The 14,543-nt window shown below is 59.7% G+C and carries 11 protein-coding genes and 1 other annotated feature; of the genes, 1 reads left to right on the top strand and 10 read right to left on the bottom strand.

Annotation, left to right across the window (positions count from 1 at the left end):
• Nucleotides 1-27: 27 nt before the first annotated feature.
• Complete coding sequence (locus tag FJE54_RS07970; RefSeq protein WP_139652278.1) at nucleotides 28-1,089, bottom strand: nucleoid-associated protein; 1,062 nt, start codon at nucleotides 1,087-1,089, stop codon at nucleotides 28-30.
• Between the two features lie 313 nt (nucleotides 1,090-1,402).
• Between FJE54_RS07970 and FJE54_RS07965 the strand changes: the two genes are divergently transcribed.
• Nucleotides 1,403-2,233, top strand: coding sequence for a MerR family transcriptional regulator (locus FJE54_RS07965; protein ID WP_139652277.1), 831 nt, complete (start codon nucleotides 1,403-1,405; stop codon nucleotides 2,231-2,233).
• A 145-nt stretch (nucleotides 2,234-2,378) separates the two neighbouring features.
• Here the strand turns inward: FJE54_RS07965 and acs are convergent, their stop codons facing one another.
• From acs to FJE54_RS07920, 9 genes are all read right to left on the bottom strand, one after another.
• Nucleotides 2,379-4,370: an acetate--CoA ligase gene (acs, locus tag FJE54_RS07960; protein ID WP_139652276.1), complete on the bottom strand. Its 1,992-nt coding sequence runs from the start codon at nucleotides 4,368-4,370 to the stop codon at nucleotides 2,379-2,381.
• Between the two features lie 37 nt (nucleotides 4,371-4,407).
• Nucleotides 4,408-5,079: a hypothetical protein gene (locus FJE54_RS07955; RefSeq protein WP_139652275.1), complete on the bottom strand. Its 672-nt coding sequence runs from the start codon at nucleotides 5,077-5,079 to the stop codon at nucleotides 4,408-4,410.
• 216 nt (nucleotides 5,080-5,295) lie between these two features.
• Entirely contained in the window at nucleotides 5,296-6,225 is a 930-nt protein-coding gene (locus FJE54_RS07950; RefSeq protein WP_139652274.1) for a DUF4013 domain-containing protein, read from the bottom strand.
• 157 nt (nucleotides 6,226-6,382) lie between these two features.
• Nucleotides 6,383-6,763 (bottom strand): 50S ribosomal protein L7/L12, encoded by a 381-nt coding sequence (rplL, locus tag FJE54_RS07945; protein ID WP_139652273.1) that lies wholly within the window; start codon nucleotides 6,761-6,763, stop codon nucleotides 6,383-6,385.
• 99 nt (nucleotides 6,764-6,862) lie between these two features.
• Entirely contained in the window at nucleotides 6,863-7,384 is a 522-nt protein-coding gene (gene rplJ / locus FJE54_RS07940) for a 50S ribosomal protein L10 (protein WP_139652272.1), read from the bottom strand.
• Nucleotides 7,385-7,447: 63 nt separating this feature from the next.
• Nucleotides 7,448-7,586 (bottom strand) — a sequence feature (ribosomal protein L10 leader region).
• Nucleotides 7,587-7,655: 69 nt separating this feature from the next.
• The gene (locus FJE54_RS07935) at nucleotides 7,656-9,650 is read right to left on the bottom strand and encodes a Tat pathway signal sequence (RefSeq protein WP_139652271.1); all 1,995 of its coding nucleotides are present in this window, start codon (nucleotides 9,648-9,650) and stop codon (nucleotides 7,656-7,658) included.
• Nucleotides 9,651-9,944: 294 nt separating this feature from the next.
• A complete protein-coding gene (gene acnA, locus FJE54_RS07930) occupies nucleotides 9,945-12,602 on the bottom strand; it encodes an aconitate hydratase AcnA (RefSeq protein ID WP_439653137.1) in 2,658 nt (885 codons plus the stop codon).
• A gap of 72 nt (nucleotides 12,603-12,674) precedes the next feature.
• Complete coding sequence (locus FJE54_RS07925) at nucleotides 12,675-13,769, bottom strand: isocitrate/isopropylmalate dehydrogenase family protein (RefSeq protein WP_139652269.1); 1,095 nt, start codon at nucleotides 13,767-13,769, stop codon at nucleotides 12,675-12,677.
• A 69-nt stretch (nucleotides 13,770-13,838) separates the two neighbouring features.
• Entirely contained in the window at nucleotides 13,839-14,441 is a 603-nt protein-coding gene (locus tag FJE54_RS07920) for a HEAT repeat domain-containing protein (RefSeq protein WP_139652268.1), read from the bottom strand.
• Between the last annotated feature and the right edge of the window lie 102 nt (nucleotides 14,442-14,543).

Below are 14,543 nucleotides of genomic sequence, written 5' to 3'. Positions count from 1 at the left end.
CTCCCGCATCTTCGCCCGCAGGCGCGTCTACTTGTTCTCGATATGCCCGATGTTTTTAAGCTCGATGGAAATGAGGCCGTTCGGAGCGCTCACGAACTCGATGAAGTCGGGGTTCTCGCCGTACTCGGCAGGAAAGGTGATCTCGATGCCGGTATCGGTTCTGATCTTGTGGTTCTTGGCTACGCGCTGGGCGACGGCCTTCTCGACTACCACTTTTTCGGGAAGCGCCTCTTCGGCTACCGCCTCCTCGAAGCGCTTCTGCAGCGCCGCGTCGTCGGCGAACACTTCGCGGCCGAGCTCTTCGGGGTACACCTCGTCGGATTCCTCCGCATGTTCGGAAACGTACGCTTTCGCTTTCGACAGCGCCACGGCGGTGTTGGCGCCGTATTCCTGGGCAACCTCCTCGACGATGCGTGCTACTGTACCGAACGTCTCCTTGCCCGAAGCTTCCATCGAACAGTGCAGCAGGCCGTCAGGGATGAGCCAGCGCTCCTCGCCCGCTATCGTGCGCGCCTTGTCGCAAAACGCCACGGCGAGCGATCCCGATTCGATGACGGCATAGGACTGCACCTTCTGCGAGGGGTTCGGCAGGATGGCGTGATGCCGCGCGATGCCGGTTGCGGTAGCCCCGTCCTCGCCAGTACCCACCTCGTGCATGTACGCTTGCCGCGCTTCGAGCAGCAAAAGCGCGAAGTACCGCTTGCCCTTGGCTTCGTAGGCCCGGGCAAGTTCCTCGTCGCTCATATCGCCCACAACCGCACTCGCCTCATCCTCGAAATCGATGACGAGCAAATCGGTCGATTCCGTTTTCTCCATGCGCCCGAGCTCTTGGACAAGGTACTCGGCAATCTGCACGGAAAGATCCACGAAATCGCGCTCCCCGCGAAAATACCGTTTCAACTCGGGTGCGAACAGGCTGTCCTCGGCAAACGAGCCGCGTTTGTTATCCAGGTTCCCGAGTGCGCGCTTGGCGTGTCCGGCTACGTAGCGCTTGGTGTTCTTCGCTGAAAGGTCGAGCTCGTCGTGCGCGAACACGTTGACGCACGAGACGAAGTCGAAGACGTGCAAAACCGCGTGGTTGATCTTCATGGTACCCGCATTCTAGCTTGATTCGTATCGATAAAGGTGTGAACGATCAGGATACCAGAGAACGGCCCCGCCCGTCCGGACATTCGAGGAATCACCAAGCGCCGATGCGACGCATCCCATCGGCGGACAAGCGGGCATTGGCGGGCCAATACGCATCGCTGCCCGCTTTGTAGCGCGAACCCGAAGGCCCCCGATGGTAGAATTTCGGTAGGTTCATATGTGAGAGGCTAATGCTCGCGAACGGTCGCTCAATGCGCGCTTTCGCCGAGTTCTGGCCCAGCCGCCAGACGGCTGGACGTAAGGGGGCTTATACATGGAGAATTCGCTGCTGCTTTCCTCGGGTGAGTTCGCCCAGATGTGCAATGTCAGCAGGGAACTGCTCATTCACTACGACAAAATAGGCCTGCTCAAACCCAAGGAAGTGCGCGAAAACGGGTACCGGTACTATTCCCTCAAGCAGCTCTACCTCTTCGACGTCATCCGCTTCTTCCTCGACACCGGCATGTCGATGAAAGAGATCAAGGAATACCTCGACAACCGATCCACCGAACTGTTCCTCGAAAACGCCCAGAACTGCATCTACGAGATGGAAAAGCAGCGCGACATCATCGATGCCCGCATCTCGATGATGGAGAAGATGCGCTACATCACCCAGCGCGCGTTGCTGTTCCCAAAGGGCAAAGCGCGCCTCGCGTATTGGGACGAGATATGGTTCATCACGACCGAGGTCGAGCGCGAGCGCACGCAAAAGGCGTATGCCGAGGCCATGAGCGAGCATTCGGATTTCTGCCGCTCAGCCGCCGGCGTCTCGAAGTTTCCGCTCGGACGCATCGTCGACATCCCCGATACGGATAAGCCCGATGAATATTTCTACACCAAACTGGTCACATGGATTGCTCCTCCCGAAAACCGTCGGCGCTTCGGCGAACGCCTCGAGAAAAAGGCGCGCGGCAACTATGCGGTCATCCTCCACCAGGGCGGAACGAGCACCATCGCACGCTCCTACGAGAAGCTCTTTCACTTCATAAAGAAAGAGGGCTTCGAGATGCTCAGCCCCCTGTACGAGCTCGACATGAACTCCTACATCATGTCCGATTCGTCGGAAGACTACCTGATCCACATATCGGTCTTGGTCGACGCGTAGCCGCACGCACCGCATCGATCCGTCGATCCCACCTTGCCCACCGCAAGGCCCGAAACGGCTATCGCCCGTGACAGCGTTTCGCGTGCCACGGGCGATATCAACAGGTTTGAAGCGCCCGGCCCGATCAGATTCAGGCCGATAGCCTCTAAGCGCTCAAGCGCTTCGTCTCTTCGATCAGCTCGTCAACGACCGAAGGCTCGGAAAGCGTCGAGGTGTCGCACAGGTTCTCGGTATCCTGGGCCGCGATCTTGCGCAGGATGCGCCGCATGATCTTGCCGCTTCGCGTTTTCGGCAGTGCGCGGGCGAAATGGATCACGTCAGGAGTCGCGATGGGTCCGATGCTCGAACGCACGTGCTGGCGAAGCGCCTGCTTCAGATCGTCGTTGATAACCGAACCTTCTTTGACGGTCACGTAGGCGTAGATGCCTTCGCCCTTGACCGGATGCGGATACCCCACAACCGCTGCCTCGGCAACCTGCAGGTAGGATACGAGCGCGCTCTCGACCTCGGCGGTACCGATGCGATGACCCGAGACGTTCATAACGTCGTCGATGCGGCCCGTGATCCAGAAGTACCCGTCCTCGTCGCGATACGCGCCGTCGCCGGTGAGATAGCAGCCGGGATTCGGGAAGTACACGTTCTTGAACGCTTCCTCATTGTTGTACACCCCGAGCATCATGCCGGGCCAGGGATGGGATACGACAAGGCTGCCGCCTTCGTTGGCCGACGCCTCGGTGCCGTCGGGCCGCACGACCTTGGGCTGGATGCCGAAGAAGGGCAACGCTGCCGATCCGGGCTTCATGTCGACCGCACCGGGTATCGTCGTGATCATGACGCCGCCGGTCTCGGTCTGCCACCACGTATCGGCGATGGGGCAATGGCCCTGGCCGATGGCGGAGTAATACCACAACCACGCTTTCGAGGTGATCGGCTCGCCCACCGAGCCGAGCAAGCGCAGCGTTGAGATGTCGTGCTTGTTGATCCACTGCTCGCCGTCTTTCATCATCGAACGGACGGCAGTCGGAGCGGTGTAGAGGATGTTCACGCCGAACTTCTCAACGACATCCCAGAAGCGGTCGGGATGCGGGTAGTTCGGCACGCCCTCGAACATGAGCGAGGTCACGCCGTTCGACAGCGGTCCGTACACCAAATACGAGTGCCCGGTGATCCAGCCCGCATCGGCCGTGCACCAGTAGATGTCGGTTTCCTTGAGGTCGAAGACGTACTTCATGGTAAGCGTCGCATACAAGAGGTAGCCGCCGGTACCGTGGAGGATGCCCTTGGGTTTTGCGGTCGAGCCGCTCGTATACAGGATGAACAACGGATCGGTCGCTTCCATGCTCTCGGGCTCGCAATGCGGCGACATGCTGGCCATCGAATCGTCCCACCACACATCGCGATCGACCTTCATGTCGGTGCGCTTTTCAATGCGCCTCACCACGACGCAGGCTTCGACCTGCGGGCACATGTCGAGCGCCTTGTCGCAGATATCTTTCAGGTGCAGTATCTTGCCGGAGCGGTACCCGTAGTTCGATGTGATGACCACCTTCGCACCCGAATCCTCAATACGGTCCTTGAGGGCCTCGGCCGAAAGGCCGCTGAACACGACGCAGTGGATGGCACCGATGCGGGCGCACGCAAGCATGCTGATGGCGAGCTGGGGAACCATCGGAAGGTAGAGGACCACGCGATCGCCGCGTTTCACGCCGAGCGCTTTGAGCATGTTGGCCGCCTTGCAGACTTCGCGATGGAGGCGCTGGTAGGTGAAGATCTCGACATCTTCATTCGGCTCGCCCTGCCAGATGAGAGCCGCCTTGTTCCTGCGAGGACCTTCGAGGTGGCGGTCGAGGCAGTTGTACGATACGTTGAGCTCGCCGCCGCGGAAGTAGCGCGCATACGGGGTTTCGGATGAGAAGTCGTACTCCTCGACCGCATCCCATGGCTTGAACCACTCAAGCTCCTGTTCGGCCATCTCAGCCCAAAACGCTTCCGAGTCGTTGATCGAACGCTCGTACATGCTGTCGTAGTCCTGCCTGCTCTTGATGAGCGCTTTGTAGCTGAACTCGGGGGAAGGCTCGATGGATCGCTCGTTTTCGAGCATGTGTCTGATGAATGCGGTACGGGTGCTTTTCTTCATGAGGGGTTCCCTTCTACTCTTCGTCTGCAAGGATCGGCTAGGCAACGTTGTCAACGGGATAGCGGTCGAGGTACATCACAGTGGGGGTCACGGGAGCAAACGTGTCTTCCGTGAGGAACTTCTCGGGGCTGCAGGCGCGCAGGTTCTTTGCGAGATCCGGGCGCGAATGACTGAGATGCGCGAACGAGTCTTCGAGAAGAACCGATTCGTACATGCTCTGGCATTCGTACATGGCGGCGCAGAGCGCATCCACGGTACGTTCGGTAGAGTACGCGCACCAATCGAAATCGCTCATGTCCATAAGCGAAACAGTGAAGGCGAGCAGGTCTTTATCGTTGAGACAGGGAACCAGACGCAAAGCGTCGGATACTTCCAAGGGCTTTCCGTCGCACAGCTCGTCGATGCGCACGAGCGCATCCTTGCGGGCGAACAGGGGAACGGCGGCCGTTGCCACGGCAATCAGAAGATCGATATCTTCGAGTGCGGCCACGGCGGCGATCTTCGCGGCGCGGCGCTCTTCGGGGTTTGCAAGGAAGGCAAGCAATTCGGGCTCGCGAAGCTTCTTGACCACCGACCAGAGCATCTCGCCGTGCAGGTTGCTGATGGGCGCCGTAGCCTTCGGGCGCTTGGCGTTGATGGCGGCTACATCGATTCTCTCAGAAGCGGTCGGGTACTTCCTCAGAGCCATTTCCTGTTTCGTCGCTTTCATGACGTGCCTCCTTTTCTTACATGCGTTCGTCCTTTACGTAGACGTAGGGAACCGTTTCGTGCTGTGGGCCAATCATGGGGGTTGCAACGATTACAAGGTCAACGAACGACGCCGATTTTTGCCTACGACTGGCAAAGAATCGCCCGCGAACGGAAAAAGCGGCCCCGAATATCGGAGCCGCTTTCTGTAAGACGCGATGGTTTTCGAAGCGAGGAACTAGTGACCGCTTGGGGGCGGCCCGGGATGATGATAGGGTTGTTGGGCTTGCCGCGCCGCCGCCTCGTGCAACTCGAAAGGCATCGGATCGTCCTGTCCGCGCCATGCCGGCACGTCGAACTGACGCGTCCAGTACCCGAGCGCGCGAACCACGAGCATCTCGATCCAAATCACTGCAGCTACCAGAACGTAGCTCACGAGAAGCATGCCCACCACCGATAGTCCGCCGAACGCGAGGATCCAGCCGAACACGTTGCCGTCGAGGTGATCGGCGCGTAGGTTGCCGCCCGTCGCGAAGATGCCGATGAACACGATCGCGAAGATCAGGATGAAGAACACGGCGTACAGGATGAGGGAAAGGATAAGCGACAGCAGGATACTCATGCCGAATATGCGAATGAGCCCGCCGAAATCGCGCCTCATCATCGCCCACATCTTACTGAATTGAAACCCCGCGGAAAGCCGGCCGTAAATGCTCATACGCATTGCGCCGACCCATTGGAACATCATGGCGATGAAGGCGGATGCCACGGTGAGCGCCGTGAACACGAGTGTCAGTAAGCCTCCGAACATGAACATGCCGCCCCAGTTGCCCATGCCGCCATGCCCGAACGTAAGAGATCCGAATCCCATGATGAAGGCCCATACGAGCTCAATGACCCACGGAAGCAGCGCGAACACGAAGCCGATCACCAGCACGAAGAAACCGCGGCTGTAGAGTTTACCGTCCTCGTTGCCGAATACGTGCTTGGGAAGCGGGCCGTGGATTCCCCACGCGATATCGCGCGCCCAACCGAAGAGATACCCCGCTACTACGATGGGGCCGAAAATGGGAATGAGCGCGATGAGGGCCAGGAGCAAAACCTTGCCGAACCATCCCTCGGAATTCTTTACGTCGTTCCATGCGGTCTTGAAGTAACCAGCTTGCATGAGGATCCTTTCTACCATGAATTGGGTCCACTATACACAACAGGAGGGAAGCGTTTGCTTCCCTCCTGCATTTCGTTTCCAAGGCGTTAGGATCATGAAGATACCGAAAACACCTTGCAGCGCCGCACAAAGCGGCAAGCGGCGAAAACCGCGTGAACTACTTCAGGGTAACGGCAGCGCCGGCATCCTCGAGCTGCTTCTTGAGCTCTTCGGCCTTGTCCTTTGCAACGCCTTCCTGGATCGGCTTCGGAGCGCTCTCGACGAGCTCCTTGGCTTCCTTGAGGCCGAGGCCGGTGATCTCGCGGACAACCTTGATGACAGCGATCTTGTTGTCGCCGAAGCCCTCGAGCACGACGTCGAAGTCGCTCTTCTCTTCAGCGGCGGCAGCACCGTCGCCAGCGGCCGGAGCGGCAGCAACGGCAACCGGAGCGGCAGCGGAAACACCGAAGACCTCTTCGAGTTCCTTCACGAGTTCGGACAGTTCCAGGGCGGGCATTTCCTTCAACGCCTCGACGATCTCTTCACGGGACACAGCCATGATGATTCTCCTTTGTTTCTTTCGTCCGCGTTCTGAGCGGATCGATTCTTTCGTTTGTCAGGTGCCGGAGCCGTTCAGGCTGCCGGCTTCATGCAGCGCTTAAGCTGCGGGTTTCTGCTCTGCGATCTGGTTGACGCAACGGGCGAACGCCTCCATGGGAGCGTTGAGCACGCGCACCGTCTGGACCAGCGGGTTGCTGATCGTGCCGAGCAGCATTGCAATGAGTCCCTCGCGAGACGGCAGCGAAGCGATGGCCTCGACCTGCCCAGCATCGACGAACTTGCCGTCCATCATGCCGCCCTTGATCTCAAGATCCTTGCTCACCTTCGTGAAGTCCTTCAGGGCCTTCGCGGAAGCAACCGGGTCTTCGCCGGCGAACACGAACGCTGACGGGCCTTCGAGGATGGAGTCCATATTGGGGAGCTCGAGGTCATCCAGGGCAATATGCATGAGCGTGTTTTTGTACACCTTCATGCTCGCGCCGGCCTCGCGCACCTTGGTCCGAAGCTCCTGGATCTGCTTGACCGTGAGGCCGCGATAATCGACGACCCACATGGCGTTGACATCCTTGAGCTCATCCTTGATAAGGCCGAGCGTTTCGACGTTATGTACGTTGGGCATAAGTACACCTCCTTTTCCATGCAAACTCAGGTTCCGCACCGCTCGTGGGTGAATCCTTAAGCTTCATGCAAAAGAAAACGACCCCTGATGCGCAATGACAGCAGGGGTCGTAAAACCGTTTGTTTACAGACCACCTCGGCGGGCCGCTTACGCGATTAAACCTTTCGGTACCTGCTGTCTTGGGCAGCGGAACAATCTTTCATTCCATGCGCTAAAGCGCACCGTTATATACTAGCGAGATCCATCCGTAAGTCAAGCGATTTCACGAGGTTCACGAGGAAGTCGCAGCACCGCCCGTTGCAGGGGCCTCCGCACCGGCCTCCCCTGCCGCACCGGCTGCAGCTTCGGCGCCGCCTTGTGCCTGACCGTCTGCCGACGAGGGGTTCGCCGCCTTCGCGGCCGCAGCGGCCGCCTGCGACGATACCCGCTCCCCGATGATCTCTTCAGCCACGCACACTCCGTCTGAATCGAGGTAACTGAACGATATCTCGTCACCCTCGGCGTACGCAACGATTCCCATCAAGCGCGGCAGCGCGAAATCGTAGAGGTTCGTATCGTCGACGAGCTTCACGTAGAAATGCGAATTGCCGTCTACGACCGCGGTCACGATCCGCTCGATCGTTCCGCTCGTTTCGGTAACGATGCTCGCATCGCCCTCGTCTTCGAGCTCGACGCCGTTGGTGGCTAAAAGCGCCTTGTACGCCTGCTGCGTTTCCTCGACCGTATTGCCCACCGCGACGTTCTGATAGCGCTGGATGTCGAGCATCGCGAACATCTTCACGAGGCCGGCGTTGTCCTTGAGCGCCATGAAGTACGTGGGCTGGCCGCTGATGTTGATGAGCAGCGGGAACGTCGCGTTGTACCCGAGGTGCTGTACCTGGCCCTCGGCCGAACGCATAGCGGAGTCTTCCGTTGCGCCCGCAACTTCGTAGAAATGCGATTCGGCGGTGCGCTGGTTCACGAGCACGAATCCGACGATGGAATTATCGGCTGTGGCGGACGTGACGCCCGAGTATACCCACACGTCGTCATCTTTGGCGATGTAGTTGTACCCGAGCTGGCCGTTGGTGCCCGGCGTCGTCTGCACGACACCCTGCTGACCGAGCCAAGAGTTGATCCAGCCGTCCTTGTACGCACCATACCAGTTGTACTGCTCGACCAACAGGTCTGCGGGGTACACGCGATCAACCCACTGCGGCACTTCCTCGACCGCAAGATCGGTGCACTCGCCCGTGGTCGCATCGCACATGACTACGCGCTGGACGGTCTTGCCGCCGAACAGGCCGATCGTGCGGGCCTGCACCGGGCAGATCCACCATGGCTTGCCGTCGTCGTCGATCTCGAACGCGAATTGATCGAACATATAGAAGGGGTACTTGAGCTGCACGTGGCGATCGATGTTACGCGCGAGCGGCTCGGATTGGGAGTAGCGGATCGGGTTGTCGCCCAAGCGCACGATCTCGGCATCCTGCGTGGTCATGTTGACGAGCGCATAGGCCGGAATGCCCTGGTCGCGGTTTGCGAGCCATTTGAACAGGTCGGCATAACCCAAGGGACTCACGCGCACGGGGCTTCCCTGGTAGTTGATCTGGCTGTAGAGCGGCGATATCTCGAACTGGCTCACGTATTCGGGAATCGAACCCATGGTGCGGTTGCCCAGAAGCACTGCGGAATCGCGGTCGATGACCGGAATCTGGGTGTAGTCGACCTCTTTGATGTCCTCGGCGAACTCGTCGTTCGTGGTGTTCAAGATGCTCGCGTATTTTTCGGCGTTGCCCGGGAAGAACGAAAGCGAGGCTACCGCGCCGATCACGCCCACGAGAATGACGAGCACGGGAATATACGAGGCGATCTTGAACGTTTTCGCCTTCTTCTCGTTGTACTCGTATTTGCCAGTGCCCTTCTTGTACGCCATCGAGCGCGCCCAGAAGAACAAAAACAGGGGCAGTAAAACGAAGATGGCAACGAACGTCCACGTATCGGTCGAGTGAATGTTGATGGGCGGATGGAACCACCAATACGCGACAGCCGCGATGATGAGGATTACGATAATGGCGATGATGATCGCCTTCTTGCCCCATGCGGCCATCTTATCGCCGAACGATACTTCCACCCGCGGCGGGCGCGTGCCGCCGCCCGACGAGGCGTCCTCGTCGTCGCCTCCTTGGGAAGCACCGCCCCCGAATGGGTTACCGCCGCCGCCCACATCGACGCCCGACTGGCGCAGGGCTTCCAACAAGGCATCCAAACCTGATGTCTGTTTCACGAATAAACATCCCTTCTCAGTGCACAATGCAATGCATAGAGCTTTCACTTCCTAAGCATTGTACCGTAAAGGGCCGCACACGGCGGGTTGGTCCGCGAAGTTTACCGAATGGTGATACGCGGACTGCGCATAGCGGTTCGAACAGCGGGCCAAGCGAGGCGACCTTTGAGCAGTTCGATCCACGGTGCCCAACCCTTTCGAAGGCAAAGCGGCCCAAGGCAACAACCTTTCGCATCGCCCCGGGCCGCATTTCGTCGTTTTCCGCACAGCACCGAGGCGCTGTACAGCCAAGCGCTATTCGGCCAAATTGCGAAGCACGTAGTGCAAGATGCCCCCGTTGGCGAAGTAGCGGCCCTCCGTCGGCGTATCAACGCGGACGATCGCCTCGAAATCCACCGTACTTCCATCGGCTTTGGAAGCGGCCACCGCTACGACGCTCGGGTCGGGCAGGCCGTTCGAGAAGTCTACGGCGCCGATGGTCACGGTCTCCGTTCCGTCGAGCCCGAGCGACTCGGCGCTTTCGCCCTCGAAAAACTGCAGGGGCAGAATGCCCATGCCGATGAGATTCGAGCGGTGGATGCGTTCGAAACTCATCGCAAACGCCGCGCGCACGCCGAGCAGCATCGGGCCTTTAGCCGCCCAGTCGCGCGACGAACCGCTGCCGTACATCTTACCGGCAAGCACCACGAGCGGGACTTGCGCGCTCTCGTAATCCATGGCTGCATCGAACACGCTCGCCATCTCGCCCGTGAGCTGATCGGTGGTCCAGCAGCCACGCCTGCCCTCGGCTAGCTTGTTCTGCAGCTTGACGTTGGCGAACGTGCCACGCATCATGACCTCGTGGTTGCCGCGACGCGCACCGTAGGTGTTGAAGAGGCTTTCCGCAACGCCGTGATCGCGCAGATAGGCGGCTGCGGGCGAATCGAGCGCAATCGAACCCGCAGGACTGATATGATCGGTCGTGATGAAGTCGCCGAGGTTCACGAGTACGCGCGCGCCTTCGATGGGCTCTACGGCCGCAGGCTCGGCCGCCATGCCGTCGAAGTACGGAGCACGACGAACGTACGTCGAATCGTCATTCCAAGCAAACGTCGCACTCGGGTCGACCGAAATGGCTTGCCAGCGCTCATCGCCGTCCATGAGGCCTTCGCGGCCCTTCTCGTAAAGATCGCGGGTCACCTGCTCGTCGAGGGCTCGGGCGATCTCCTCGTCGCTCGGCCAGATGTCGGCGAGAAACACCGCTTCGCCCTCGGCGCCCGAGCCGATCGGCTCGTTCTCGAAATCAAAATCCATCGTACCCACGAGCGCATACGTGATGACCATCGCAGGCGAAGCAAGGTAGTTTTGGGAAACGTCGGGCGAGATGCGGCCCTCGAAGTTGCGGTTGCCCGAAAGAACGCTCGCAAGCTCGATCTCACCCGCTACATCGTGCATCGCAGGCAGGATGGGGCCCGAATTGCCGATGCAGCTCATGCAGCCGAAGCCGCAGTTGTAGAACCCGAGCTTTTGCAGGCCGTCTACGAGGCCCGCTCGCTCGAGCAGAAGCTCGGTTGCCCTGCTGCCGGGCGCGAGCACGCACTTGACCCACGGTTTCGCAGCAAGGCCAGCATCCGCCGCTTTCTTGGCCACGAGGCCCGAAGCGATCATCATGGCAGGATCGGTTGCCGTCGTGCAGCTCGTCACCGCAGCGATGGCAAGCGCGCCGTGGCTGATTTCGCATTGCTCGCCACGCACTTCAACGGCAACCCGCTTGTCGAGGGAAAGGCCGCGATCGGCGCATACCGAGCGAAATGCCTCTTGTGCATCGGCGGCAACGATAAGGTCGTGAGGCCGCGAGGGACCGGCGAGATTGCGCCGCACGGTGGAGAGATCAAGCTTGATGACCTCGGCATACACGCGAGGTTCGGCCGCGGGATCGCTCCAGAAGCCCTGGGCCTTCGCATACGCCTCGATAAGCGCTATCTGCTCGTCGCTTCGCCCGGTCACACGCAGATAATCGAGCGTCTGGCGGTCGACGGGAAACAGTGTGCAGGTGCATCCGTATTCGGGCGTCATGTTCGCTACGCAAGCGCGCTGCGTTGCGGTAAGGCTCTCGAGCCCGGGCCCGAAGCACTCGACGAAGGCACCAACCACACCGCGTGCACGCAACATGTTCGTGAACACGAGCGCGAGGTCCATGGCGGAAACGCCCTCGGACAGGCTTCCAGTCAGCTCGATGCCCACCACGCGCGGCACGAGCGTGGTGATGGGCTGCCCGAGCGCCGCAGCCTCGGCCTCGATGCCGCCCACACCCCAACTCAAGACGCCAATGCCGTTTGCCGTCGTCGTATGGCTATCGGTTCCGACAACCGTATCGAAGTACACGGTTTTACCCTCGGCCCCGTCGCGGACCATCGCAACCTGGGAAAATTCCTCTACGTTGATCTGGTGGCAGATGCCTTGCCCCGGAGGTACGATGCGCACGTTCTCGAACGAGCTTTGGGCCCACTTGAGAAACGTGTAGCGTTCGCCGTTGCGCTCGAATTCGAGTTCTTTGTTCCTCTCGAGAGCCGAAGCGCATCCCGCCTCGTCAGCGATCACCGAATGGTCGATCACCAGATCGCAGGGAATCTGCGGGTTGACCTTCGCGGGATCTCCCCCAAGCGCAGCCATAGCCTCGCGCATAACTGCGAAGTCGACGAACACCGGCACCCCCGTGAAATCTTGGAGCAGCACGCGCGCGGGACTGTACGAGAGCTCTTCCCCCACTTCTCCCGAACAACCTGCTTCCATGATCCGCGCGCAGGACTCGTGGGCCTCTTCGTCGTTCTCGGCGCATCTGAGTACGTTTTCCAGAAGTACGGTCAAAGAATACGGAAGTCGCTCCGAGCCCGGAACGGATGAGACCGGATAATACGTGTACGTCTCTTCGCCGACAACGAGTTGCGCGCTGCGGGTTGCTGGGTCTTGCATCATAGGTGTCGTGCCTCTCTCGTCAATGTATTTCCTTCGCGCGCCGTAAGACGCGTTGATCTACTGTTTCGCTCAGCCGCACCCGAGCTTTTGCACAAGCGCGTCGGTGAACTCGGTGCAGGTTGCCGCAGCAAGCGAAGATCCGCTCGCCTTGCGGATGTCGGCGGTCAGCGTTTCTCCCTCGGCGTACACAGAGCGTACAGCGGCGCGGATGCGCTCGGCGCACGCCTGCTCACCCATGTGATCGAGCATCATCGCTGCCGATAAAATCTCCGCGGTGGGGTTGGCAATGTTCTTTCCCGCGATATCGGGCGCCGAACCGTGAACCGCTTCGAACACCGCGTACTTTTCACCGATGTTCGCCCCGGACGCGATCCCCAGGCCCCCCACGAGCCCAGCCCCGAGATCGCTTGCGATATCGCCGTACAGATTCGGAAAAACGACCACGTCGAACTGCGACGGGTCGATGACCATGTTCATACAGAACGCATCGACGATTCGATCGTCGAACGCAACACGTCCTTCGTACTCGGCAGCCACCTCGCGTGCAACCGATAAGAACAGGCCGTCGGTATGTTTCATAATGTTCGCTTTATGCACAGCCGTTACCTTCGAGCGCCGATGCGCGAGGGCATAATCGAATGCGTAGCGAACGATGGCGCGGGTTGCGGTAACCGAGATCGGTTTGATGGAGATACCCGAATCAGGACGAATCCTTCCAAGACCGGCCTCTTCGCACAGGGCGATCAGCTCGGCTGCTTCTTCACTGCCCGCCTCGAACTCCATGCCGGCGTACAGATCCTCGGAATTTTCGCGCACGATGACGAGATCCACATCGTCGTAGCGACCCCCTGCTCCGGGAATCGAGTGAACCGGCCGAAGGCAAACGTACAGTTCGAGAGCCTGCCGAAGCGCCACGTTGACGCTTCGAAACCCGGTTCCCACCGGCGTAGTAACGGGACCCTTGATGGCGACCCCGGTACGCTTGACCGATTCGATCGTCGATGGAGGAAGCGGAACTCCGTGCGCCCGAATCGCCGATTCGCCCGCTTCGGCACCCTGCCACTCGATATCGGCTCCGCTCGCCTCGACGACACGCTGCATGGCCGCAGAAGTTTCTACACCAATGCCGTCGCCGGGGATGAGGGTGACCGCATGTCTTGCCATTGCCGTATTCCTCCTTAGGTTCAGGCGTCACTCGTCATACGCCGCACAACGCATGGTATCACCCTCGCGTTACGAAACGTTTTCGATGATCTGCGTCGCCCGACGCTTAAGGGCCCCTTTGCTGTTTTCGGCATCGAACCTCATGCGTTCTGCAAGCGCGTGCTTCACCTGCGAGCTGAGCTTCCCTGCCGAGAAATCAACAACGGCAACGAGCATGTCCTGGAACTCGATATCCCCGTGATAGCACTGTATGGCTTCGTCGATAAGAGGCCATACCTTTTCCGAGCGGTTTTCAGTCGTAGCGCCGAGGGTGCATAAAAACCGCATCGCCGCCAGACGAACCGGTCCGCTATCCTCGTCGAACAGCGCGGTCTCGGCACCGGCGATCGCTTTTTCGCAGGTACGGGAATCCCGATCGGTCAACACCGTAAGGATGTCGAGGCATTCCCAACGGGTTTGGGCTTCGGGGCGGTTGAGCGCATCGACAAGCGCTCCAGCATGCTCGTCAAGCTTTTCGGGAGCATCTTTTACCACAAGTGCAAGCGCCGAAGCCGCAAGTTGACGTGTCCTGCGGGAAGATCCGGAAAGGTCTTCGACCACCTTACCGAGAGCCTCATCGTCTTCAAGGGCATGAGCCGCTAGCTTTCGTACTTCCTGAGATTGTTCGCTCACGTAGCGCCTCCGTCTTTTGCCCGAGCCAACCTGGATACCATGCAGACCCGATCGACATCCGGGCACGTATCTGAATATGCTGTATGGTCATACCCATTATAC

Origin of the sequence: Raoultibacter phocaeensis, assembly GCF_901411515.1 — a bacterium.
Classification (GTDB): domain Bacteria; phylum Actinomycetota; class Coriobacteriia; order Coriobacteriales; family Eggerthellaceae; genus Raoultibacter; species Raoultibacter phocaeensis.
This window is presented reverse-complemented; position numbering and strand designations above follow the sequence as displayed.